This is a genomic window from Salinisphaera shabanensis E1L3A (assembly GCF_000215955.2).
Lineage (GTDB): Bacteria > Pseudomonadota > Gammaproteobacteria > Nevskiales > Salinisphaeraceae > Salinisphaera > Salinisphaera shabanensis.
Genome location: NZ_AFNV02000011.1, coordinates 1 through 24,284 on the forward strand (window position 1 = coordinate 1; position 24,284 = coordinate 24,284).

General features: G+C 64.1%; 18 protein-coding genes and 1 pseudogene. 7 read left to right on the plus strand and 12 right to left on the minus strand.

Features of this window, described 5'->3' with window-relative positions; all coding sequences use genetic code 11:
* Nucleotides 1-97 precede the first annotated feature (97 nt).
* Together SSPSH_RS08255 and fhuF are read right to left on the minus strand one after the other, a co-directional pair.
* Nucleotides 98-1,774, minus strand: a complete 1,677-nt coding sequence (locus tag SSPSH_RS08255) for a multidrug ABC transporter permease/ATP-binding protein (RefSeq protein WP_006914753.1) — start codon at nucleotides 1,772-1,774, stop codon at nucleotides 98-100.
* Between the two features lie 6 nt (nucleotides 1,775-1,780).
* A complete protein-coding gene (fhuF, locus tag SSPSH_RS08260; RefSeq protein ID WP_006914754.1) occupies nucleotides 1,781-2,533 on the minus strand; it encodes a siderophore-iron reductase FhuF in 753 nt (250 codons plus the stop codon).
* A 220-nt stretch (nucleotides 2,534-2,753) separates the two neighbouring features.
* Here fhuF and SSPSH_RS08265 point away from each other — a divergent pair, with 220 nt between their 5' ends.
* Nucleotides 2,754-4,310, plus strand: a complete 1,557-nt coding sequence (locus tag SSPSH_RS08265) for a flavin-containing monooxygenase (protein ID WP_006914755.1) — start codon at nucleotides 2,754-2,756, stop codon at nucleotides 4,308-4,310.
* Nucleotides 4,311-4,633: 323 nt separating this feature from the next.
* On the opposite strand, the gene SSPSH_RS08270 is transcribed toward SSPSH_RS08265, so the two are convergent.
* From SSPSH_RS08270 to SSPSH_RS08280, 3 genes are all read right to left on the minus strand, one after another.
* Entirely contained in the window at nucleotides 4,634-6,691 is a 2,058-nt protein-coding gene (locus SSPSH_RS08270; protein WP_006914756.1) for a TonB-dependent receptor, read from the minus strand.
* An 80-nt stretch (nucleotides 6,692-6,771) separates the two neighbouring features.
* Nucleotides 6,772-7,059 carry a hypothetical protein gene (locus SSPSH_RS08275; protein ID WP_006914757.1) on the minus strand — a complete coding sequence of 96 codons (288 nt, stop codon included), beginning with the start codon at nucleotides 7,057-7,059 and terminating at the stop codon, nucleotides 6,772-6,774.
* A 221-nt stretch (nucleotides 7,060-7,280) separates the two neighbouring features.
* A complete protein-coding gene (locus SSPSH_RS08280; RefSeq protein ID WP_006914758.1) occupies nucleotides 7,281-8,555 on the minus strand; it encodes a PQQ-dependent sugar dehydrogenase in 1,275 nt (424 codons plus the stop codon).
* A 177-nt stretch (nucleotides 8,556-8,732) separates the two neighbouring features.
* Here SSPSH_RS08280 and SSPSH_RS08285 point away from each other — a divergent pair, with 177 nt between their 5' ends.
* On the plus strand, nucleotides 8,733-9,230 hold the full coding sequence (locus tag SSPSH_RS08285; RefSeq protein WP_021031592.1) for an Hsp20/alpha crystallin family protein: 498 nt from the start codon (nucleotides 8,733-8,735) through the stop codon (nucleotides 9,228-9,230).
* A gap of 339 nt (nucleotides 9,231-9,569) precedes the next feature.
* Here SSPSH_RS08285 and SSPSH_RS08290 read toward each other — a convergent pair whose 3' ends face one another.
* Nucleotides 9,570-10,238, minus strand: coding sequence for an FMN-dependent NADH-azoreductase (locus tag SSPSH_RS08290; protein ID WP_021031593.1), 669 nt, complete (start codon nucleotides 10,236-10,238; stop codon nucleotides 9,570-9,572).
* A gap of 71 nt (nucleotides 10,239-10,309) precedes the next feature.
* On the opposite strand from SSPSH_RS08290, the gene SSPSH_RS17890 reads away from it, so the two are divergent.
* Together SSPSH_RS17890 and SSPSH_RS17895 are read left to right on the plus strand one after the other, a co-directional pair.
* Complete coding sequence (locus tag SSPSH_RS17890; RefSeq protein ID WP_006914762.1) at nucleotides 10,310-10,609, plus strand: LysR family transcriptional regulator; 300 nt, start codon at nucleotides 10,310-10,312, stop codon at nucleotides 10,607-10,609.
* Nucleotides 10,610-11,215: a LysR substrate-binding domain-containing protein gene (locus SSPSH_RS17895; protein ID WP_084623521.1), complete on the plus strand. Its 606-nt coding sequence runs from the start codon at nucleotides 10,610-10,612 to the stop codon at nucleotides 11,213-11,215.
* A gap of 14 nt (nucleotides 11,216-11,229) precedes the next feature.
* Here the strand turns inward: SSPSH_RS17895 and SSPSH_RS08300 are convergent, their stop codons facing one another.
* The 3 genes from SSPSH_RS08300 to SSPSH_RS08310 all read right to left on the minus strand — a co-directional run bounded on the left by SSPSH_RS08300 (nucleotide 11,230) and on the right by SSPSH_RS08310 (nucleotide 15,035).
* The gene (locus tag SSPSH_RS08300; protein ID WP_006914764.1) at nucleotides 11,230-11,766 is read right to left on the minus strand and encodes a 2,4'-dihydroxyacetophenone dioxygenase family protein; all 537 of its coding nucleotides are present in this window, start codon (nucleotides 11,764-11,766) and stop codon (nucleotides 11,230-11,232) included.
* A gap of 79 nt (nucleotides 11,767-11,845) precedes the next feature.
* Nucleotides 11,846-14,365, minus strand: a complete 2,520-nt coding sequence (locus SSPSH_RS08305) for an ABC transporter permease (protein WP_006914765.1) — start codon at nucleotides 14,363-14,365, stop codon at nucleotides 11,846-11,848.
* The gene (locus tag SSPSH_RS08310; protein ID WP_006914766.1) at nucleotides 14,355-15,035 is read right to left on the minus strand and encodes an ABC transporter ATP-binding protein; all 681 of its coding nucleotides are present in this window, start codon (nucleotides 15,033-15,035) and stop codon (nucleotides 14,355-14,357) included. Before SSPSH_RS08310 ends, SSPSH_RS08305 begins: the two co-directional genes overlap by 11 nt.
* Before the next feature lie 86 nt (nucleotides 15,036-15,121).
* Between SSPSH_RS08310 and SSPSH_RS08315 the strand changes: the two genes are divergently transcribed.
* On the plus strand, nucleotides 15,122-15,709 hold the full coding sequence (locus tag SSPSH_RS08315; protein WP_006914767.1) for an arylesterase: 588 nt from the start codon (nucleotides 15,122-15,124) through the stop codon (nucleotides 15,707-15,709).
* Nucleotides 15,710-15,784: 75 nt separating this feature from the next.
* Here SSPSH_RS08315 and SSPSH_RS08320 read toward each other — a convergent pair whose 3' ends face one another.
* From SSPSH_RS08320 to SSPSH_RS08330, 3 genes are all read right to left on the minus strand, one after another.
* Nucleotides 15,785-16,894 (minus strand): aminotransferase class V-fold PLP-dependent enzyme, encoded by a 1,110-nt coding sequence (locus SSPSH_RS08320; protein ID WP_006914768.1) that lies wholly within the window; start codon nucleotides 16,892-16,894, stop codon nucleotides 15,785-15,787.
* 80 nt (nucleotides 16,895-16,974) lie between these two features.
* The gene (locus SSPSH_RS08325; RefSeq protein ID WP_021031597.1) at nucleotides 16,975-18,456 is read right to left on the minus strand and encodes an amidase; all 1,482 of its coding nucleotides are present in this window, start codon (nucleotides 18,454-18,456) and stop codon (nucleotides 16,975-16,977) included.
* 37 nt (nucleotides 18,457-18,493) lie between these two features.
* Nucleotides 18,494-19,555 (minus strand): alpha/beta fold hydrolase, encoded by a 1,062-nt coding sequence (locus SSPSH_RS08330; RefSeq protein WP_021031598.1) that lies wholly within the window; start codon nucleotides 19,553-19,555, stop codon nucleotides 18,494-18,496.
* A 178-nt stretch (nucleotides 19,556-19,733) separates the two neighbouring features.
* Between SSPSH_RS08330 and SSPSH_RS08335 the strand changes: the two genes are divergently transcribed.
* Together SSPSH_RS08335 and SSPSH_RS08340 are read left to right on the plus strand one after the other, a co-directional pair.
* A complete protein-coding gene (locus SSPSH_RS08335) occupies nucleotides 19,734-20,921 on the plus strand; it encodes an efflux RND transporter periplasmic adaptor subunit (RefSeq protein ID WP_021031599.1) in 1,188 nt (395 codons plus the stop codon).
* Nucleotides 20,922-20,957: 36 nt separating this feature from the next.
* A pseudogene (locus tag SSPSH_RS08340) lies at nucleotides 20,958-24,064 on the plus strand (efflux RND transporter permease subunit).
* Nucleotides 24,065-24,284: the final 220 nt, after the last annotated feature.

Consider the following 24,284-nt stretch of genomic DNA (forward strand, 5'->3'; position numbering starts at 1 on the left):
CGTTGTTTTTCGGGGGGATTACCATACGAGGTCAACTTCTTGCCCAAAGTAGCCCGAACAAGCTTTCCCTGATTCCTAATACCAGACCCTTGCTCTGTCAGTTCTGAGCAATACGCGCCACCGCATCCCGACTAGCCGCATCCCGAGCCGCGCCGGTCAGTTCCGTCAACTGACCGGCGCGCATCTCCAGCAGCCGGTCGGCATGTTCGAAGTAGTGGTCATCGTGGCTGATGGCGAACACGGTATGGCCGCGGTCGGCGAAGGCGGGGAGTAGTTCGCGGTAGAAGACGCGGCGGAAGGTGGGGTCCTGGTCGGCGGCCCATTCGTCGAGCAGCAGGATGTCGCGGGATTCGGCCAGCGCGAGCATGAGGGCCACGCGTTTGCGCTGGCCCTGGGAGAGCTGGGTGTCGAGGATGCGTTCGCCTTCGAGGGCGAGTTTGTCCGTGAGCCCCAGGCGTTCGCGCCAGTCCTGGATGAAGGCGTCGTCCACGGGGGCGCCGTCGCTGTCGAGCAGTTGTTCGAACAGATGAAAGTCGGTGAATACGGCGGCGAACAGGTGCTGTAGCGATGCGCGCCGGTTGGCATCGATGACCTGACCATCGACAAGAATCTGGCCGGACTTGGGTGCGTAGAGGCCGGTGAGCAGCCGGGCGAGGGTGGTTTTGCCGCTGCCGTTGCCGCCGATCAGGAATACCAGTTCTCCGCGGCGCAGGGTGAGGTCGATGGGGCCGATGGCAAAGCCGTTGGGCGTATCGGCTTCGGCCTCGTCGCCGTCGTAGGCGAAGCAGACCTGGCGTAGTTCGATGGTCTGCCAGTTGGTGCTGATGGGCGCGGGTTGGTCGAAGCCGTGGGCGTGTTCGGCCAGGGCCAGCGTGCGTAGTTTGTCGAAGGCGACCTGGGCAGCGATGAGCGTGGGCAGGGCGCCGATGGCACCAATCAGCGGCGTGCGTACGAACAGCAGGGTGAGCGCATAGGTGGCGGCCACGGCCGGCGAGGCCCAGCCCAGGCCGTTGGCCAGGAAGAACACCAGCCCGATCGCGCCCAGCATCATGATGTTGGTGCAGTTGTTGGCGGACAGATGAAAGGTGTCGGCGCGAATGATATGGCGCTGGTAGCGGCGGGCGTTGTCGGTATAGGTTTCGTCGAACAGCCGGCGTGCGCGGGCGCGGTTCAGGCGTAGCTCCTTGCGGCCGTGGATGACGTTTTCATAGTCGCGATAGAGCGCGTCTTCGGCCTCGCGCACGAGCGCGATATGGTGATAGACACGCCGCACCAGCCAGGCGCCAAAGCCCATGGTGGCGCCGATCCATACCGCGGTAATCGCCAGAATGGGTAGCGACAGCCAGCCCAGATACAGCACGCTGGCCACGGTGAGAATGCTGCCCTGAACCAGCTCCGGCAGACGCACGAAGGCGATGGTGACGTTGCGGATGTCCGATGATAGTGCGGCGAGCAGGCGCGCGCTGCCCAGGCGTTCAATCCGCTCGATATCGGTATCCAGTATCTGTTTGACCAGGCGCGAGCGCAGGTCGAACACGAAGCGATGGCCGAGCGTGGTCAGCCCTAGCTGGGAGGCCAGAGAAATCGCCAGCAGCAGGGCGATGAGGCCGAAGAATTGCGGCAGGGCCGATAGGGCGCCAGTGCCGGTTTCAATGAGGCGCGAGTTGATGAAGGCGATCACGCCGATGCCCAGCCCCGCGCTGGCCATGCTGCCGACCAGCACGGCGATGAAGGCAGCGCGATAGTCGCGCCAGATCATACGAAGCAGGTCCATGAGCGGTTATCCGGTCGCGCGCTTGGGCGTGCGCAGGTGCATGGCGCGCGGGCAGTTTGAACACAGGCCCAGGCCGGGTTCGAGATCGCGCATGCAGCATAGCCGGCGACACTGTTCCACGGGTTCGCCGTTGCCGTCGAGGGTGCCGGGCGGGCAGCGTTTGTGGATGCGATGAAACGGGTTGAAGCCTCCGTCGGGGCGTTGCCGGCAGGCCATCAGGGCGCGCACAGCGGCCAGGCGTCCAGGCGGAATGCGCTGCTGGCGTTCCAGCTCGCCCAGTGCCCAGTCGAAGTAGACGCCGGCATTGCTCCAGAACACCCGGGTGGCGAGCCGGCAGTGTTGCGACAACGTGGTGATGACCGGGGCAAAGGCCGAGTCCACCAGCGCGCTGAAATCATGCCCCGGCCGGTCGCTTATGGCCGCGCTGCCGTTGGTGAACAGCACCTGGGCAACGGTTGCGTCGTCGTCGCAGACGATTTGCAGCCTGTTCAGATCGAAATCGAGCGCGCGGTCGGTGGACAGCTGGGCGACGAGCGCGGCGATGCCCAGCCGGGCGAAGAAGAATTTGGACCACTGCGATGCGCGGGCCCGCGGCTCGGTGCATTCGTGGCGTTCGCCGAAATGGGCCAGCAGCGGCTCGAGGCGGGCCGGGTCCGTGAGCGTACCGGCATCGATGGCGCGCGCGTACGGCGCCGCCTCGGAGTGCAGAAGCACGTCCGAAAACGAGGCGAGATCATCATGGAAATGGTCAGCGAACATCGCAGCCGGGCCGGTGGCTAGAAGTCTTGTGCGCCGCGCTCGCGCCAGACGATAGGAATGATTATCAGTACGTTAACGCGCGCGGGCCACCCCTTGCCAGTTTCCAAGGCAGGCTGGCGCAACTCAATCTGACATTGCGCCTTGTCAGAAAGAGCGGAAATTGATATTTTTGAAGTCCGCCAAACCCATGGCACCCACTTACATCGCCACGGAGCGCCCCATGGCCGTTACCGAACTCGTGTCCCGCCTCAATCCGCTCACCTCCCATCCGAAGATCGATACCGATATGCATATCGCGATCATCGGCGCCGGGTTTTCCGGCCTGGGCATGGCTATCCGGCTCAAGGAAGCGGGCGTCGACAGCTTTACGATTCTGGAACGCGGCAGAGAGGTGGGCGGCACCTGGCGCGATAACCACTATCCGGGCGCGGCCTGCGATGTGCATTCGCATCTGTACTCGTTTTCCTTCGAGCAGAGCGCGACCTGGTCGCGCAGCTTCGGCCAGCAGCCGGAGATCTTCGATTACATCAAGCGCTGTACCGACAAGTACAAGCTGCGCCAGCATGTGCGCTTCAATACCACCATCGTGGGTGCCGATTTCGATGAAGACACCGGCATCTGGAACGTGCACACGGCCGATGGCGAAACGCTGACCGCCAACGTCGTGGTCTCGGCCGTCGGCGCGCTGGCCGACCCGGCCTGGCCGCGTATCGAAGGTCTGGACAGCTTCACCGGCAAGCTCATGCATACCGCCCAGTGGGACGACGACTACGATCTCGCCGGCAAGCGCGTGGCCGTCATCGGATCCGGCGCGAGTGCGATTCAGGTGGTGCCGGAAGTGGCCAAGCAGGCGGAGCAGCTCACCGTGTTCCAGCGCACGCCCAGCTGGATCATGCCCAAGCCGGACCGGCCCATCAGCGCCGAGAAGCAGGCCGAATACCAGGAATCGCCGTCGAAACTGTATCGTCGCCGCGCCAAGATCTACTGGATCAACGAGCTGTTCGCGCCTTTCGTGATTTCGGACTTCGGCCCGTTCAAGCGCGTGGCCGAGAACATGGCCAAGGGCCATATCAAGAAGCAGGTGAAAGATCCGGCCATGCGCAAGCAGGTCACGCCGGATTACAAGATCGGCTGCAAGCGCATCCTCATCTCCAACGACTGGTATCCGGCGTTGCAGCGCGATAATGTCGAGCTGATTTCCGACGGCCCGGCGAAGATCACTGAAAACGGAATCGTCACCCAGGACGGGCGCACCGTCGAGGTGGATGCCATCGTCTGTGCCACCGGCTTCAAGGTGCCCAGCAAGGCTGCGCCGTTCCCCACCAAGGGCCGCCAGGGCGTCGACCTCAACGCCGCCTGGGACGATGGCGCCGAAGCCTACAAGGGCGTGACCGTTTCCGGCTTTCCCAACCTGTTCTTCCTGATGGGCCCCAACACCGGCCCGAGTCATACCTCGGTGCTGGCCTTCACCGAACAGCAGATGGACTACACGCTGCAGGCCATCGCCCATATGGCGAAGAAGAAGCTGCGCTTCATCGACGTGAAGCAGGCCGTGCAGGACAAGTTCAATCGCGGCATCCAGTGGCGGATGAAATACACCTCGTGGACCTCGGGCTGCAACAGCTGGTATCTGACCGATTCGGGCAAGAACACCACGCTGTATCCCGGCTTCAACTGGGAGTACAAGCTGCGCCTGATGCGTTATAAGCCGAGTGAATACGAAGAAGTGAAGCAAAGCGCCTCGAAGGCGGCGCGTTCGCGCAAGAAAGCGGCCTGACGCCAGGCTTTCACTGATCGAATCGACCCTGAGCGTTGGCACAGCGCTCGGGGTTTTTTATGAGCACTGCCGGGTACGCCGTATCTGGAGCAATGCCGCGCTGGCCACGAGGTCGGCTTAGCGAAGCGTAAGCCGACAAGAACGTAGCCACGCGCCCTGATTTCGGTTGGTAGCCGCATCGACTTGCGCTGTAGCGTGAAACCGAAGGGACGTCGAGCTGGTGAGCGCCGAAAGCGTGGCACTGATGGCCGTTTGAACAGCGCCAACAAAAAACGCCCCGGCAAAGCTGAGGCGTTCTCGATTCCAGTTTCAACGATTCGAGGCTAGAACTTCACATTCACCCCGGCAATCACGCTACGCCCCGGCTGGGCGACGCGCAGGAACGAGGTGCTGCGAATGATCTCGTCGTCGAGCAGGTTGTCGCCACGCAGATAGACCATGGTTTCGGTATCGTCGAAGCCCGCCAGGCGATAGCCCAAGAAGGCGGTGAGATCCGTATAGCCGGCGGTTTCGTCTTCCAGCGGGCCCTCGCGGTCCTGGCGGCTGGCGCGCAGGGCTTCCACGCTGCCCAGCCAGGTCTTGCTGTCGTAATCCAGGCCCACGCCATAGCGCCCGGGGGTGATGCGCGGCAGGTTGGTGTCGTTATCCAGCTCGGCCCGTACATAGTCGCCGAGTACGCGAGCGGTCAGGCGATGGGCGCCTTCGATAAGGTCGTAACCCACTTCGGCTTCGCCGCCGTAGAAGGTGGCATCGGCCGCGGCGTAGTCGATGAGCAGGAACTCGCCGTCGGCCGCGAATTCGCCTTCTTCGTTCACGCGGTCGGCAATGCCGTTTGAGGCGGGTGTGCCGGTGCCGTCGGCGTTGAGGCCGGCGTCGACCGAGCGCTGGTAGATGTAGTCGTCGTACTTGGTATAGAACAGGCTGGTATCGAAACGCAGCCGGCCGTTGATACGACGCAGACCGACGTCGAAGCTGTTGGCCACTTCCTCGCCGAAGCTGCCGTTACCGCGTTCGTAGGTGAGCGTGGCTTCGTGCGGGCCGAAGCTGTACAGCTCTTCGGTGGCCGGGGCGCGCTCGTAGCGGCCGGCGGTGGCGGTGAACACGTAGTGATCGCCCATGGTGCGCTTGGCACCCAGCGAGACGCTGATCGGGGTGTGGTCGGTATCCGAGCGGCCTTCGCTGGTGTCCTGTTCCTGGTATTCGGCACGCAGACCGCCCTGGAGGGTCCAGTTGTCGTCGAGCGGACGTTGTTCGACCCAGAAGGCGGCGATCGAGCGGGTATCGGTCGCGGGTACGAAGGATTCTTCTTCGCCGTAGGCCTTGAAGTCGCGGTCGAACCCTTGCACACCGAAAACGCCGGTAAAGCCGGCAACCGGCGCGTGCTCGGCGGCGATACGGAATTCGGTTTCTTTATTGTCGAAGAACGCTTCCGGGGTTTCCTCGCCTTCGGTATGCAGGTAGTCGGTATAGGCGCCGGAGAATTCGAGCCGCTTGATGCCGGGGGCCACGTCGTAGACCTCGCCCTTGAGGTCGTAGCGGTCCTGGGTCAGACGGATCTGCGCTTCTTCGCCGGGGATGCCGTATTCGCGCCCGAAATGGCTGACCGCGCCGCCGACATAGCCCCAGTCGCCCGAGTATGACGTGCCGGCACTGTAAGTGTCGGTATCGGTGGCACTGTTGTCGATCAGGCGGCTGTTGTCGGCCTCGTAGTCGTCGGTCAGGCGCTTCAGGCCCTGCACGTTGAGCGCGAAATCGCCGATGCCGCCGGTGACGTCCAGTCGCTGCAGGCGCTGGCCCAACGTGCTGTCGCCGCGTTCGAGCGTGGCCTCGCCGGTGATGCCGTCGGGTGCGGTCATGGGGATACGGTCGGTGACCACGTTGACCACGCCGCCGATGGCGCCGGAGCCGTAGAGCAGCGTGGACGGGCCCTTGAGCACTTCGACCTGGCGTGCCGAGTAGGGGTCGATACTGACCGCATGATCCTGGCTGAGCGTGGAGACGTCGGCCGAGGCCAGGCCGTTTTCCTGTACGCGCACGCGCGCGCCTGACTGGCCACGAATGACCGGACGGCCCACGCCCTGGCCGAAATCCGCGGAACTGATGCCGGGCGTGTCGGCCAGCGTTGCGCCCAGGCTCTGGCCGCGCTTGCGTACCAGCTCGGGCCCGGCGACAACCGTTGCCGGCTCGATGGCCTGGCTCGGGTCCTGATCGTCAAAGGCCAGGGCCTCGACCGAGATCGGCGCCAGCAGCGTGCTTTGGGCGGCGCTATCGCGGTCGTTGTCATTCGCGCGTTGCGGTTGGGCGAATAGAGGTTGCCCGGCCCCAAGCAGGCACATGCCGGCCGCGGGCACGAGCAGGCGTGCATATTTTGAGTAAGCCATGAGAAGAGTTCCGTCTGATATACGAACCCGCGAGAGGGGTTCGCAGAAATGCCGCTACGGCGGCGCCCGGGTTGTTGCGGTCAGACGAAATGTCGGGGTGGGGCCCGTGCGGCATGGTGGCCGACCTGGCTACGGGCATGCCCGGCATGGATCGGCGCCGCCGCCATGCGGGGCCGGGAAAAGAGGAGCGTCTGCGCCGGCACCTTAGCCGGTGGCACATTGCCCGAATGCCCGTGTGCACAGCTCGTACAGGCATGATCGGCATGGGCGACGGCGATCGGGTGATCGAAGGCGTGGGCGAACGCAAGCGACTGCACACAAAGCAATGCGAGCAGCACGATTGCCGAACGGAAATTCTTTTTCCCCATGCCCCAATCGAACTCATGTTCGTCGGCCAGAGAAGCCGATCGGAGCAGATATTACGTTATAAGATAGCAGTAAACCATAGCGGCATCACTTCTTATGGACTCGCGGGGGACGCCGGCGCTTGCGACATGCAACGAGCGCCCTGCGCTCATTTACAGGCGCCATAAAAAGCCCCGCGTACCTGGGGCACGCGGGGCTGAAATGCCCGTCGACGTAGAGGCGATCAGCCGCCGGCGTGGGTCACCTTGAACACAGTGCCGCCGGCATCGTCGCTGATATACAACGCGCCGCTGCTGTCCTGGGCGAGGCCGGCCGGGCGATGTTCGGCGCCCCCGGGCGAGGCGACGGTTTCGCCGCTGCCGGTAAAGCCGGCCGCCCCGGCGAAGTCCTCATAGTCGCCGCTGGCCTTGCCGTTCTCCATGGGCTGATAGATCACGCGATAGCCGGCCTGCGGGCTGGGCGCGCGGTTCCAGGAACCGTGGAAGGCAATGAATGCGCCGTCGTTGTACTGGGTGCCAAAGCCGTCGCCGTCATAGAACAGAATGTCCATGGGCGCCCAATGGGCGGGATAGGCGGCCAGCGGCTGTTCATAGTCCGCGCACTGACCCACCTTGTTGCCGTCGCCACCGTATTCCGGGCCGAGCACTTTCTTGTCCTGCTTCGGGTTGTAGTAGCAGAACGGCCAACCGAAATGGTCGCCCTCGTCGATGGCGAACAGTTCCTCGGCGGGCAGGTGCGCGCTTTGTTCCTGGGTGAATTTCTCGCGCCAGTTGGAATGCAGCTGGTCGCGGCCGTGCTGTACGCCATAGAGCTGGCCGGCGTACCAGTCGAGCGCGAACATGTTGCGCAGGCCGGTGGCGTATTCGGTTTTCGGCTTGAAGGTCTGGCCGGTTTCGGTGGCCGAGAACTGCCAGATGCCGCCATGGTTATCCAGCAGCGGGCAGGGGTCTTGCCCTTTCGAACCGGGCTGGCGGTCGTTTTCCTGACAGGCGTTCGAGGGCGCGCCGTTGTTGACGTACAGCTGGCCGTCGTCGCTTATTGCCAGCCCGCGGGCGGCGTGCGAGGACTGTCGCGGCAGCCCGGAGACGATATGTTCCGGCTCGCCCTCGGGTGCCAGGTTGTCGTCGAGCTTGTAGCGATAGATATAGGTGACCGTGGCGGCATAAAGCCAGCCCTCGTGAATCGCAAGCCCGGTGCCGCCGCCTTCACCGAACGTCGTGCGCTCATCGGCAACGCCATCGTCGTTGGTATCGCGAAGCGCCATCAGGCCGTGTCCGTCCACGTCGTTGGCAAGGTTCACATATACCGTGCCGTTGTCGGCCACGGCCAAATGCCGCGGTGCGCCCGCGTCTTCGGCAAATACGGTCGCACAAAAGCCTTCGGGCAGGTCGAGCCCGGTGTTATCACAGCTATCGGCTGCGCTTGCGCTACTGGCCGCAAAGAGACTTGTGGCTGCCAGCGTCGTGGCACAAAGCGTGTGGAACGAAAGCGTTCGCATCGGTTTTCCATGGGTTGTTTGGATGCCTGAGTCGGTTATATCAGTTACCGGTCGGCCTGGGCAAAGCCGCACAAAAAAACGATCAAGTAACTATTGAATCGTATATCGCTGTCCCTATCTTTCTCCACGTAACAACGCAGCCCGTTGATTCGGGGCGAAAAATCAGGAGGAATGATCATGGCTATTCAGCGTTATCAGAACCGTTTCGAGCCGAGCAGCCTGCTCGCGCAGTTCAACGACGAGATCAATCGCATGTTCGTACAGGACAACAACGCCTTTCCCGCGCTTTCCGGCGGGGCGTGGACGCCGAACGTGGATATCCGCGAAACCGGCGATGCCTATCACATCGAGGCCGAAATACCGGGTGTAGACCCGCAGGCAATCGAAGTAACGCTCGACAAGGGCGTGCTCACGCTCAAGGGCGAACGCAAGGAGGAAAAGAGCGGGGAAAACGGCCAGGCCCGCTATCGCGAGCGTCGCTTCGGTTCCTTCGTTCGCCGCTTCTCGCTGCCGGAAACAGCGGACGAGGACAATATCGACGCCCGTGCCGAACACGGCGTGCTACGGCTGACCATCAACAAGAAAGCCACCAGCGAGCCGCGGCGCATCACCGTACGTAGCGGCGAGCAGGCTACGACGGCGGTCACGCAAGAGTCCGAAACAGCAAGCGCCTGAGCGGCGTGGTCAAGCCGGAAACGGGGCCATTCGGCCCCGTTTTTTTTTCAAGGAATCTCTGCATAACCTCTCGCGGCTCGCGTTCGAGTCCTCAAATGCGTTGCGACAAGACGTCCGAGCGCAGCGCCTGCCTCATTGGCAGGTCAAGCTCGGCAACGCAGTCGCAGCGCATTTGAGGCCGAACCCCTTCGGGGCCGGGGCTTTGCGCGCGCCTGGTCGGCGTCGAGGCAGTCGCACCGTGCAACCAGCACGCTACGCCTACCTCTCCTTGCCAGCCACGCGCAAAGTACACCGGCGCGACCGTGACAGGTTGTGCAGAGATTCCTTAACTTACAGCGATCAATCGGTACACAGCGCCGCCGCCAAGGCGACCACCTGTGTTTTCGCCTGGGCTTTCGATGCCTCGAAACGGTCGTCGCCGAATTCCTGGTATTCGATACCCACGTGGTGGATGTTCTGGGCGCCCAGATAGCCCGCTACCGAACGCAGGTGTGGCAACAGATGCCCGGCCTGTTCGTTGAACTGGCCGGCGCCGAAACCGAACTCGCCCGAGGATGTCAGCAAGACCAGCTGTTTGCCGCCGAGTATCGGTTCCAGCGGCCGGTCGCCGCGGGCCAGGTCGAACGTGAACGTGCGATTGATACGCACCACCTGGTCGACCCATGCCTTGAGCGCGGCGGGCATGCCGTAGTTGTACATGGGCGTGGTGATGACCACCACGTGCGCTTGTTCCAGTTCGTCGATCAGCGTGTTCGACAGACTGAGTGCCGCGTGTTGCGCTTCGGTGCGTTCATCAGCCGGGGTAAAGGCCGCCGCGATCCAGTCTTCGGATATTGCCGGCGGCGGTTCAATGCCGACATCGCGCCGAATGAGCGGGGCATCGGGTTCGGCCTGCTGCCAGCGTTCAATAAACAGGTCGCCGAGCATGCGGCTGAGAGAGCGCGCCTGACGGGCGCTGGCGTCGATACGCAACATGTGGGTGATGGTGGATTGTCTGCAATGGTTCATGGATAAGTTGGGCGCAACTATCCGCCGTCGCGACGAGCCGCGACAAAGGCAAAGAAAGCGTCTATAGATGAGTGAAATACATCTATCGCGAGGCGCCGGTGTCGTTACCTTCGCTCTCTGCGCTGCGTGCGTTCGAAGCCGCTGCTCGGTTGGGCAGTTTCAAGGCGGCGGCCGAGGCGCTACATCTTTCGCCGACGGCCGTGTCGCACCATATTCGTGGTCTGGAAGCGCAGCTGGGCGTATCGCTGTTCGTGCGCCGTACCCGCGCTATTGCAGCAACCGAGGCCGGGTTGCAGTTGTCGCAGGCAGCCACGCGTGCGTTTTCGGAACTCGAAACGGCGGTGGCAACGCTTCGCGATCGCGAAACTTAGCTGACCGTCTCCGCCACGCCCGCTTTTGCCACGCTTTGGCTGGCGCCGCGTATCGATGCCTTCGAAAAGCGCTATCCCGATCTACGCATACGCTTGCTGTCGTCCACCGATCCGGTGGATATGGCGCGTGAGCGGGGCGTGGATATCGCCATCCGTTATTCGCCCGCCTTGCCCGAAGCAGACGACGGCGACGTGCTGGTACACGAATGGGTGGGTGCGTTTGCCAGTCCGGCCTATCTGGCGGGCGGGGTGCCCATCGAACGCGCCGATCGGCTGGCCACGCGCTGGCCGGCGTCGCGGCTTGCCCCGATCGACTGGTCGACATGGCAGGCCCGGGCCGACGTGGGGCCGCTCGACGACGCGAAGCTACGTACCTTCGCCCACCAGCAGGAAGTGGTACAGGCAGCGTTGGCCGGCAAGGGCGTCGCGCTGGTCAGCGAACTGCTGGTCGCGGACATGGTGGCCCGCGGCTGGCTCGTGGCCTGGCGGCCGGACATTCGCGTACCCGGGCATGCCTATCGTCTGATCACCGGGGCGTTGAACCGCCGGACACGTGGTGTGCAGCGGTTCACGGCCTGGCTTCAGGAGGCGCTGGCCGACGACTGACGCAGGCCTTGCCTCTAGCGAAACAGCGTATCGATATGGTCGGCGCCGATGCCGACGCGGTCGTAGTGTTCGCGGCACAGGCCGATATAGTCGTGCACGTCGAAATAGCCGTCCGATTCGCCCTGTTCGTCGAGCCAGATGAGCGGGCCCTTGACCACGAAGAACACACGCATCGGGTCTTCGTGCTCATAGGCGACCAAGGTATGGCCTTCGCCCGGCGTTTCGTAGACAAAGTCACCAGCGGTGGCGATCCAGTCGTGTTCCAGATACCCCCATTTGCCGGAGATGGTGTAGGCGAACACTTCGTTGGGGTGATAGTGGCGGTTCACCAGGCCCGCGCCCTTGGCCATAAGCACGTCGCACCAGCGGTTCGACGAGGGCGATATCCATAGCGGCCGGGAGGACACGGTATCGCTGAAGGGCACGTAGTAGCGCTCGTCCTCGGTGGGCGCATTGGCGATATGCACCTCGGGCAGCGTATCCGGCTTGAAGCTGTTCGGAATGGGTGGGATATCGCGCCAGAATTCGGCGGCCGGGCTTTTGGTGGCCATGGTGTCTCCTCGATCTAATCGTTATCGGTCAGCGCCGAGTGTCGATGCGCGGGCGATCGCATGCAACGTCGCCCGCTGATCAGTCGCTGGCGCGCAGGCTGGTCCAGGCCGGCTGGCGCAACACATCGCGTAGCGAGGCCAGCCCGGAGAGGGCGATTACGGCGGTGGCGCTGGTGATCGCGATCAGCCACAGCGGCCAGCGCCAGGCATAGCCGAGATCGAACACCCACACCGCGAGCACGATGGCCGTGACTTGGGCGATCACCGCTGCCAGCAGCGACGCACACAGGCCGATCAGCAGGCATTCCCCGAACGTGGCCTGGCGTAGCCAGCTTGAACGGGCGCCGAGTGCACGCAGCAGCGCGGCTTCGCGCAGGCGTTCGGCACGGCTGGCCTGCATGGCGGCCAGCAGCACCACCAGACCGGCGGCCAGGGTGAAGCCGAATACCAGCTCGATGGCGAGGCTGAGGCGGTCGATCAGCGTGGTGAGCTGGTCGAGAATGGCGGCGATATCGATCACGCTGATATTGGAGAACTCGCGCACCAGCGCGCCGATCACGCCGTGGGCGTCGTCGGGTACGTAGAGGCTGGTGATATAGGTCGCCGAGAATTCGTCCAGCACGCCGGGGGCGAACAGCACATAGAAGTTTGCCTGCAGGCTGGACCAATCGATTTCGCGAATGCTTTCGATCGTGGCCGTCACCGGCGTGCCGGTGATATCGAAGGTCAGGCTGTCGCCCACGCCCACATCCAGGCGTTCGGCCACCGAGGTATCGATGGACATGCGCGGCTTGCCGCGATCCTCGGCGTCGAACCACTCGCCCGCGGCGATGCGGTTATCGTTTTTAAGTTCGTCGATCCATGACAGATTCAGCTCACGCCGGGTCAGTTCGCCGGCCTGTTCGGCAAGGTCGGCATCGTCTTCGATCGCGGTGCCGTCGACTTTCGTCAGCCGCCCGCGTACCAGGGGATAGAAATCGGCGTCCAGGCCGGCTTGGGCCAGGCGGTCGGCAACGGCCGGCTGTTGTTCGCGGGTGATATTGATCAGAAAGCGGTTGGGCGCGTCGGCGGCGATATCCGCCTGCCAGCCGGCCAGCAGATCGCCACGGACGATCACCAGCATGAACAGCATGGTCAGGCCGATGCCGAAGGCCACGATCTGCAGCGCGCTGGCCTGGCGCCGGCGTGCCAGCGCGGAGAGCGCGAGTCGCAGGCCCGGCCCGCCGCGGTTGCCGATGCGTGGGCGCAGCCAATCGATCGCCGCCAGCAGGCCGAGCGCGACGACCCAGAGCACGGCCGTACCGGCGATGGTGGCACCCACCACCCAGGCGGTGAGGGTGAAATCACGCGTCGCGGCGCCGGCCAGCAGGGCAACGCTTGCAAGCGCGGCCGCATAGATCAACCACATACGCGCCCGATGTTGCGCCAGCGAGCGGGCAAACACGCGTGCAGGCGGCGTGGCTCGGGCCTGTGCCAGTGCCGGCCAGGCAAAGCCGGCCAGCAGCACGGCGCCGGCGGCGGCAGCCGGCCAGAGCGCGAGTAGCGATGCACCCGGCAGCTGAATTTCGAAAGCCCGGGCGATCAGCTGTGAGATACCCAGCTGCGCGAGCCAGGCCACGCATAGCCCCACGCCAATGCCCATTGCGCCGACGAAAGCCAGCTGCCAGGCCATCATGCGGCCGATCAACCCGCGCGCGGCGCCCAGCGTCTTGAGCAGCGCGATTTCATCGAGCCGCCCCGTCGCATGCTGGCGTGCCGTCAGCGCGATGGCTACGCCTGCCAGAACCACGGCCACGAGGGCGGCCAGATCCAGAAATACATCGGCACGATCGAGCGCGCGTGCCAGCGCACGGTTGGACTCGGCGGGCGTGCGCAGCTGTTCGCCGGGTTGCAGGGTGGGTTCCAGGCGTTCTCGCACCTGTTCGAGTGCCGCGGGCTCGCCGGCGATGCGTTCATCGTAACTGGCGCGGCTGCCGGGCCCGAGCAGGCCGGTCGCAGCCACGTCCGCGTCGCTTATGAGCACGCGCGGCGCGATATTGGCAAAGCCCTGGCCGCGATCGGGTTCGATCACCAGCACGGCGGCAATCTTGAGCCGGGCATCGCCGAGCGCCAGCGTATCGCCCACGTTCAGTTGCTGGGCGTCGAGAATGCGTTGGGCTACCCAGGCCGTGCCCGGCTCGGGCGTGGTGGTCACCGTTTTGGTTGGGCTGCCCGGCTCGCCCCGCCGTAGCGTGACTTCGCCGCGTAGCGGATAGCCTGGCTCGACGGCCTTGACCGAGACCAGCGTGATGTCGTCGTCGCGGCTCACCACGCTCGGGAAGACGGTTACGCCGTGATGGGCCACGCCGATCTCGTCCAGCGTCGCGGCCCGCGCGTCGTCCAGCGGTGCGCGCAGTTCCAGTTCCAGGTCGGCGGCGAGCGTGGCCGCGCCCTGGCGCTCCATGCCCGCGCGTACGCGATCGGTCATCTGGCTGACCGCGCCCACGGCGGCCACGGCCACCACGAGCGCGATCAGCAGAATCCAGGCCGAACCGTCGCGGCGGCTGCGCCCCACCTGGCGCCAGGCCAGGCGTATGGCCGAAGCGCGCTCAGTGCTCATGCAATTGCCCGTCCGCCAGGCGCGTACGCCGGGCACAGCGCGCGGCCAGGTCTTCGTCGTGGGTGACGAGCACCAACGTGGTGCCTTGTTCGGCGTTGAGTTCGAACAGCTGGTCGATCACTGCGGCACCGGTGGCGCCGTCGAGGTTGCCCGTGGGTTCGTCGGCAAACAGAATCTTGGGCTGGCAGGCAAAGGCGCGTGCAAGCGCCACGCGCTGCTGCTCGCCGCCGGAGAGCTGGCGCGGCGTGTGTTTGACGCGATGCGCCAGGCCCACCTGTTCGAGCAGCCGCTGCGCGGTGTCGCGTGCTTCGCCCAGGTCGGCGCCCGCCAGTTCCAGCGGCAGGGTGACGTTATCCAGCGCCGACAGGCCTGAGAGCAGCTGGAACGACTGAAACACGAAGCCCACCTGGCCGCTGCGCCAGGCCGCGCGTGCGTCCTCATCCAGATCCGACATCTCGCGCCCGAGCAGGGCAAGCTTGCCCTTGGTGGGCGTATCGAGACCGGCGAGCAGGGCCAGAAGCGTCGATTTGCCCGAGCCGGACGTACCCACGATCGAGAGCGTATCGCCCGCGTTCAGCGATAGTTCGATACCGTCGAGAATGGTGAGCGTGCGCTCGCCGCTTTTGATCGTCTTGGAAAGACCGATCGCTTCTAATGCAGGAGATGACATTGAGCCGAGTTTCTTGGTCCGGGAAAGGAATACTTCGCCGCGCGCTTTTTGCGACGACGGCAGCGCTGCTGTTTGCGACATGCAGCTTGGCATACGCACAGACGAGCGTCCTGGTTTTCGGCGACAGCCTCAGCGCGGGCTATGGCCTCGACCGGGGCGAAGGTTGGGTGTCGCTGCTGCGCGATCGCCTCGACGAAAACGATCGTGACGTCGACGTGGTCAATGCCAGCGTCTCGGGCGAAACCACCGCGGGCGGGCGCGGGCGCCTGCAAGCCGCGCTCGAGCGCCACGACCCGGACGTGGTGATTCTGGAACTGGGCGGCAACGACGGCCTGCGTGCGCTGCCGGTCAAAACGATGAAGGACAACCTCCTCGCCATGATCGAGGCCAGCCGCGACTCCGGCGCGAAAGTGCTGCTGCTGGGCATGCGTATACCGTCGAACTACGGCAAGCGCTACGCCGACCAGTTCCACCAGGCCTTCGTCGATGTGGCTGAGCAAACCGACGTCGCCTTCGTGCCGTTCTTTCTGAAAGACATTGCTACCGATCGCGGCAACTTCCAGAACGACGGCGTGCACCCCAATGCCCAGGCCCAGCCGGCCATGCTCGATGCCGTCTGGCCGGAACTCAGGCCGTTGCTATTTACGAATGCGCAGTCCTTAGCCACGCCTTGATCTACTGATGGGTGGGTGACAATGCGGCCATGAAATAGGCGCAGTGTGAGGCGCAAACCCGAGCTGGCGGGGCCTCTAGCGGTGGGCTGAAGCGTCTGCTGAGGCGATGCGTGAGGCGACCACGTCCAGTTCGCGGTCGGTGAGCGGCACCAGTTCCAAGATAAGCCGGCCTTGCGCGAGTTCGTGTTCCATGACGCGAATGGCAGGGCGCTCATGGGCAAGCCGCGCGACCAAGGCCGCAGCGCGCTCTGCCGAGTCGAGTTGCAGAACCACCCGCGAGAAAGGCGCCATTGATGGATCCGGCCATTCGGTGGCAACAATGCTCTGCACCGGCTGCATTTGATCCAGAAACCAGGCGACCTTGCGGGCTTGTTCGTCGCGCCAGTCGTCGCGATCGAGCGCCGCGCGTTCCTCGAGTGCAGCCAGCACCCCGCACAAGGCTTCCTTGCTCGCCTTCATGCCGCGGCCAATGCCTTTCTCCTGTGCCCGGCAGGCCGCTACATAGTCGGCGCGCCCGATCATGAGCCCCGCAGTCGGCGCGGCCAGATATTTGTGGGCGCTGACAAGCACGATATCGGCGCCGGTGCGCAGTAGTTCTTCGAGGCGAATATCCTGCGCAGCGCCGTCGATGATCACCGGAATACTGCGCTTGTGTGCAACGCGAACCGCTTCGTCGAAATCAACCCGTGGCCCTTGTGTCAGTCGCGACGATACGAGCAGCAGGCAGGCGGTGTCGGTGTCGGCGAGGGCAGCGTCCAGTTCGGCTATCTGGCATGCCTCGTGACCCCCGACCTGGATCGGTGTCGCACCGGCCAGGCGGATATCGGTGAGGATCGGATGCCCGTAATTGACGACATGCGCGGCCGGAATCACGACACGACTGGGCAGGTCGCGCGTATTCGGTAACGCCGCGATCTTCGTTTCGTTGGTTCCAGTCATCGCAGCCGCGACGGCCATCGTGATGCCGGCGGCAACGCAGTGCGTCAGCGCGGCGGCTTCGACGCCGTATATTTGGCTAACGGTTTGGCTGATCCGATCCTGCAATTCGTCGATAACGAAGAATTGCCCAAGCGCCGCGGCGGCCGTTTCAGCTACATACGGGGAAGAACGCGACACGCCCAGCGGTGTATAGGTGCCGGCGGCGTTGATGACAGGCGTCAAACCGTAGCGTTCGTAAAGATTCATACGCGCCCATCGCTATCGCCGTTGTTTAAAGGCGCTCGCGCCGTGTGCGAGCGCCTATTCATACGATACTTATACTCGCCTCATGCCTCGCTTTTGCCTGCAAACGGGCAAGCCGGCGCCTCGACACCGGCGGCCGCCAGATGCTGGGCGAAGGCTATGGTGGTGAGGTCGTGGCCGTAGTCGCCAACAATCTGCAGGCCGACCGGCAAACCATCGTCGGTGAGGCCGACCGGCGCGCTGGTAGCGGGCAGGCCGGCAACGGTGGCCGGGGCGATCCAGCGGAACAGGTTGGTATAGCCGTGGCTGTTGCCGTCCACGTCGATCTTGCGCGAGAGCACGTTGCCGCCCTGGTCGTGGGCAATAGCGGGCACGCAGACGCTGGGCAGCAGCACGACGTCGTAGTCGGCGAACAGCGTATGCCATTTTTCGCGCAGTTTATGGCGGGCTTCATCGGCCTTGGCCCAGTCGCGATGGCTGGTGGTGGCACGCTCGGCAAAGCCGCCGGTGGTGCCGACATCGTTCTTGCCGACCAGGCCCATTACCTTGGCGCCGCGTTTGGCCTTGTTGTAGAGCTTGTCGGGAATCGAGGCGCCGACCAGGCCGTTGAGCAGACGGTCGTAGGTTTCGTAGCTGGCTTCGAAACCGCCCGGTAGCTCATCGAGTTTCGTGACCGTGGCGCCGGCGCGGCGGGCGGCTTCCAGGGCGTCTTCGAGGCGTGCTTTCACGGCGGCCGCGATCGGGCAGAAGTCGTGCTCGAACAGATAACCGATCTTGAAGTCGGCCAGTGTGGTGGGTTTGGGGGCGGGCAGCTGAGCCTGCCAGACGCTGGCATCGATAGTATCCGCGCCGGCCAGCACATCGAGCGCAAGCGACAGATCGGCCGGGTGGCGCGCCAACGGGCCGGCCACGCACAGATCGGGTTCACCGCGGGTGCCCGGCGGGCCGGGAATATGCCCGCGCATGGGAATCACGCCGTAAGAGGTCTTGTGGCCATAGACCCCGCACCAGCTCGAGGGTGTACGAATCGAGCCAGCCAAATCCGAACCCAGTTCCAGCGGCGTGAAGCCGGCGGCCAGGCCGGCGGCCGCCCCGCCCGAGGAGCCGCCCGAGGTGCGCTCGGTGTTCCAGGGGTTATTGGTGGTGCCGTAGATCGGGTTGAAGGTCTGTACGTCCTGGGCCAGCCGCGGGGTGTTCGACTTGCCGAAGATCACCGCGCCGGCGGCACGCAGCCGGGCCACCGCCACGGCATCGTCGCTGCTGCGGTAGTCCTTGAGCTTGGGTTCGCCGACCACGGTGGGCAGGCCGGCGACTTCGTAGGTGTCCTTGATGGTCATTGGCACGCCGTGCAGCGGGCCCCAGTTCTGGCCGGCGGCGATGGCGGCGTCGGCTGCATCGGCGCGCTGGCGTGCGGCCTCGATATCCATCGCGACAACCGCGTTGATCGGCTCGCCCAGGGTTTCGATACGCCCCAGATAATGGTCGAGCGCGGCACGGCTGGAGATGTCGCCGCGGGCGATGGCGGCTGCGAGCTCGCCGGCGGCGAGCTGGTGGATTTCGGTCATGAAGTCGTTGTCCTTATCGTTCTCTAACGGCGGCTTGTTATTCGGTTTCGCCGCTTTGGGGTGTGTTCAGTGCATCGAACAGGGCCTGCTTGAAAAGCTCGGGCGATTCGATCGGCGGCAGATGGCCGATACCTTCGAACGTGACCAGTTCGGCGTTGGGCATGCGTTCCACGGCCTCGCGACCCAGCGTGGGGTAGTCGCCCAGTTCGGCGGCGAGCTCGTCGGAGACCAGATCGCTGCCGAGCGCGGTGCGATCACGGGTGCCGATCATGAGCGTGGTAGGCACGTCGATTTGTTCGAATTCGTAGAACACGGGCTGGGTGTAGACCATGTCGTAAGTCGCGGCCTGGGCCCAGGCGACCTGGGACTTGTCCTCGGCGCTGCCCGTGTACATGCCGGCGAGCATCTTTGCCCATTCGGCGTAGTCGTCGTTCCATTCGCCGTCGTAATAGCTTTTGATCTGATAGGACTTGATGGCGGCGTAGTCCTTTTTCATCTCGCGGGCATACCAGGCGTTCATGCCGCGATAGGGCACACCCTTGGCTTTCCAGTCTTCCAGGCCAATCGGGTCGACCAGAATCAGCTGCTCGATGGTGTCGGGAAACATCAGCGCATAGCGCATGGCGAGCATGCCGCCCATCGAGTGGCCGATGATGGTGGCGTTGTCGATATCCAGCGATGCCAGCAGCGCCTGCGTGTTGGCAGCCAGATGATGGAAGGTGTAGCTGTAGGCGGCCGGCTTGTCGGACTTACAGAAGCCGATCTGATCGGGCACGATGACACGGTAGCCGTTATCGGCCAGAGCCTGAGCGGTGTCCTGCCAGTACGCGCCGCAGAAGTTCTTGCCGTGCAACAACACCGCAACCGGGGCGTCGGTGATGTCGTCGGTGGGGGCGATATCCATATAGGCCATGGAAACCGTGCCCTGGGGTTCGTCGATCTCGAATTGCGCAACCGACCATGGGTAGTCGTAGTTCTCCAGATTGGGGCCGAGATCGGCCGCTTCGGTGGTGTCGCTGTTTGCGGCTTGTGCCGTGAACGCGAACCCGGCGCAGCACGCCGTGATCATCAGGGCATATGAAATAGCGCGTTGATTCATGGCTGTCGACGATGGAAAACGGATGGCGGCCAGCATACCCACAGTTACGGACCGACCACCAGCGTGCCGGAACCTTATGCGTCCGAGCGGGTTCTATATGAGTAGCTGATTCGTAATACGCAATTTTTCATTGCGTGGGCATGTCTGCTGACGTGCCAACCAGTCGACAGGGGGAAGGGTGAGCGATTGCACACCGGCGCCAAGCCGCGCCAAGCAGATTCAGCCGATGCGGTGGCTGCTGGGCGCTTTGTTGAGCCTGACGGCGAGCGTGCTTGCGGCGGCCGAGCCCGCGGTGGTGGATACGGTTCGCGTGGAAGAGCGCCGCTGGCAGCAGACGGTACCGCTCTACGGCACGCTGACCTCGCCCCGCGACGCCGATGTGATGCCACGCATTGCCGGGCTGGTGGAAACCGTTGCAGTCGATGCCGGCGATCGGGTGTCGGCGGGCGATACGCTCATCGAGCTCGACCGCGCGCTCTCCCGGCTCGATCTGGACACGCTCCAGGCCTCGGCCGACGAGGCCCAGGCCGAACTCGAAGAAGCGCGCCGCTTGCTGCGCGAGGCCGACCGTTTGGCCGGGCGCGGTGCGGTGTCGCAGAGCGAACTCGAAGCTCGGCGTTCGCAGGTGGCAGTGCGCGCGGCCGCACTCCAACGCCTGCGTGCCGAAGTGGCAGCGCAACGTGAACGCCTGGCGCGTCATACGTTGATCGCGCCGTTCGACGGCGTGGTGCGGGCTCGCCTGGTCGATCCCGGTGAATACGTGGCCCAGACCACGCCCGCGATTTCGCTGGTGGCGACCGATACGCTGCGCCTGGATGTGTCTGCACCGCAACAGTATTTCGGGCTGATCGAGCCTGGCATGCGCGTGCAGATCGAGCCGGAAGCGCCGGTTGGCGAACCTGTCGTCGGCACGGTGGATGTGATCGTGGGCGCAAGCGATGCTGCGGCGCGCAGCTTTCTCGTGCGCGTGTTCGTGGATAACAGCGACGGCGCGCTCACGCCCGGTATGTCGGCCAAGGCACTGCTCGAACTCGAAACACCCGAGGGCGTGTTGATTGCACCACGCGACGCGCTGGTACGCGTGCCCGGCGGTGGCACGCGCATGTGGCTGGTGAACGAAGATGACGATGGCACGCCGCGCGCAATCAAGCGCCAGGTTTCGCTCGGGCGCAGTGCGAACAACGATGTCGAAGTGCTCGACGGCCTGGAACCCGGCGATCGCGTGGTAGTGCGCGGTAACGAAAGCCTGGATGCCGGGCAGGCGGTCCGCGTGCGCGAAGCCAGACAATTGCCGCCAGCCGATACGGTAAGTCCCCCGCCGAACAACGAATCGCGAAGCTTGCGACTCTCGCAGCCCGGGGCCTGATCGATGTTCGAAGCGCTGATCAAGCGCGGCACGCTGATGACCATCGTCGTGCTGCTGATCTGTCTGTTTGGCGTGCTCGCGGCGATGCGTATTCCGGTACAGATGATTCCCGATCTGGCGGTACGCACGATCACCGTGACCACGAGCTGGCCGGGCGCCACCCCGCAGGACGTGGAAAACGAGATCCTCATCGAGCAGGAAGAATATCTCGCCAACATCATCGGCTTGCAGCGCATGAGCGCCGAAGCCAAGACCGGCGAGGCCGAGATCGAGCTGGAGTTTCCCTTCTCCACCGATGTCAACGAAGCGCTGATTCGCGTGACCAACGCGCTCATGCAGGTCCCCAGCTACCCGAGGACGTGAACGAGCCCGAGGTAGTCGCCGCCTCTTTTTCCCAGAACTCGTTCATGTATCTGAGCGTGGCGGCCGAGGCCGGCAATCCGGCCGGGCTGGACATGGCATTCATGCGCGATTTCGTCGACGACGAAGTGCGCCGGCGCATGGAGCGTGTCAAAGGCGTAGCGGATGTGCAGGTCGGTGGCGGTGCCGAGCGCCAGGTGCAGATCCATATCGACCCGTCGAAGCTGGCGGCCCGCAATATCTCGATGACCGGTGTGCGTGACGCGATCCGCGCGCGCAATCAGGATATTTCCGGCGGCGATATGGACGCCGGCAAGCGCCGTTATCTGGTACGTACCGTCGGCCGCTTCGACAACGTCTCGGGCCTGGCCAATGTCGTGCTCTCGCGTCGCGGCGATTCGGTGACCACGCTCGGCGATGTGGCCGATATTCAGCTCGACCATGCCGAGGTCCGTGAGCTGGGGTTCTTTAACGACCAGCCCGTGGTCAACCTGCAGGTGCGGCGCCAGCCCGGCTCCAACGTGATCGATATCAAGCGCGACATGCTGGCGCTGCTGCCCGAGCTCAATGCGACCGTGCTCGAGCCGGCCGGCATGCGCATGCGCCTGACCTCCGACGATGTGCGCTATGTCAGCGCATCCATCGCCAGTGTCTATCGCAATCTGGCGATAGGCGGCGTGCTGGCGGCGATCGTGATGTTTTTATTCCTGCGCTCGGTCTACGCCACGTTGATCGCGATCGTGGGCATTCCCATTTGTGCGATCGCGGCGTTCATCGGCCTGGCTGCGTTCGGGCGCACCATCAACGTGATCTCGCTGGCCGGTATTGCCTTTGCCATTGGCATGACGCTGGACAACAGCATCGTCGTGCTCGAAAACATTGCCCGCAAGCGCAGCGGGGGCGCGAGCCGCTGGCAGGCCGCGGTCGACGGTGTGCGCGAGGTGTGGCCGGCGGTACTGGCCTCTACGTTGACCACGGTGATGGTATTCGCGCCGGTATTGTTCATCACCCAGAAGGCCGGCCAGCTGTTTTCGGATATTTCCATCGCCATCTCGGCGGCGATTCTGGTCTCGATGCTGGTGGCGATCATGGTTGTGCCCACCGCGGCCGCGCGTATTCTGCCGCGCGATTCCGGCGCGGCGGAGACGGCGAACGGGCCGGTATCGCGTGGCGTGCTTGCCCTGTGCGCATGGATCATCGCGGTGCGCTCGCGGCGGTATCTGACCATGGTGTCGATTGCCGGGGCGCTGGGCGTGGGCGTGTTTGCGCTCACGCCGCCGGCGGAATATCTGCCCGACGGCGAAGAAGCGAAAACGTTTTCCTCCATGCTGCCGCCGGCCGGCTACAACCTCACCGAGCTTGGCGACATCGCCGACGAACTACGCGAGCGTTTCATGCGCTACGTGCCGGACGACAATGGGGATATCGAAGCCGACGACGGCGCGATGCCGGCAATCGCCTATCTGAACATGAGTGTGACCACCAACGAGCTGCGCGTGATCGCCGAGCCGGTCAACGATCATGAAATCGGTGCGCTCATGGCCGCATTCAACGACAGCTTCGAAGCCTATCCGGGCATGCGCGCGTTCTCGACCAAGGGTTCGATCATCTCCTCCAACGATGGCGGCACGCGCGCGATCAATATCGATATCTCGGGCGCGGATCTGGCCACGATTTACGCCGCGGCCGAGGCGATCTATGCACGGGCCAATACGGTTTTCGACAATCCGCAGGTGCTCGCCGAGCCGTCCACGCTCACGCTCGGCCAGCCGCTGCTGCGTATCGAGCCGGATCATGCCCGGATTGCCGAACTCGGGCTCGATGCCAGCGATATGGGCTATGCAATTGCTGCGCTCACCGACGGCGCATACGTCGACGAATATTTCTTCTCCGATGACAAGGTCGATATCTATCTCTACGATGCGGCCGGCAAGCCGGATACGGTGGATGCCATATCACGACTGCCGATCGCGACCTCCGAAGGCGTGCTGCCCGTCATCGCGCTGGCCGATGTGGTGCCCACGGTCGATACCGACGTCATCCGGCGGTTGGACAGCCGGCGCACGGTTACCATTCGCGTTATCCCGCCGGCCGCCATTCCGCTGGAAGCCGGCGTGGACCGCGTCAATCGCGACGTGATCGATCATCTGCGCGAGCAGGGCGCGATCGATGCCTCGCTGGCGCTTGATATTTCCGGGGCAAGCGATGAACTGGAAGTCACCCGCGATGCGCTGCTGAGCAACTATGTGGTGGCCGTGGGTGTGTGCTACCTGCTGCTGGTGGCGATCTTCTCCCACTGGGGCTATCCGCTGCTCATTCTCACCACGGTGCCGCTGGGCATTGCCGGCGGCGTGGTGGGTCTGGCGATGCTCAACGGTGTCGGTGCGCTGTTGCCGCTGATCGGGCTCACCGCGCTGTCGCAGCCGTTCGATCTGATCACCATGCTCGGCTTTCTCATTCTCGTCGGCACCGTAGTGAACAACCCGATCCTGATCGTGGAACGCGCACGCGCCAACGTGGCGGCCGGCATGGTCGCGATCGAAGCGGTCCAGGATGCCGTGGCTGTACGGCTACGCCCGATTCTGATGACCACGATCACCACCACCTTCGGGCTCGCCCCGCTCGTCTTTCTGCCGGGCGCGGGCACCGAGCTCTATCGCGGGCTGGGCGCGATCGTGATGTTCGGCCTGTTGTTCACGATGGCGACCACCGTAACCTTTCTGCCGGCGATGCTGACCGGTGTGTTGCAGTTCAGTGAACGGCGACGTGAGGCACGTTCGTGATTTTTATTCGGTCTCGACTGAGCTGATGCATTTTGGCCTGGGGTTTCGCACAGCCGCGCTAAATAAAAGGTTCGAAAGACGCGTGAGCACCGACCGCCTCGTGGCCTAATTGCCCGTTTCCCGCCCGAGTGGGCGGGTGAGCTTGTTCCGGCGGTTTTACAAAGCTAGGCCGAAAGCGTCGTCATCCAGGGCCTGCGGGCACATAATCGAGCCGCGAAAG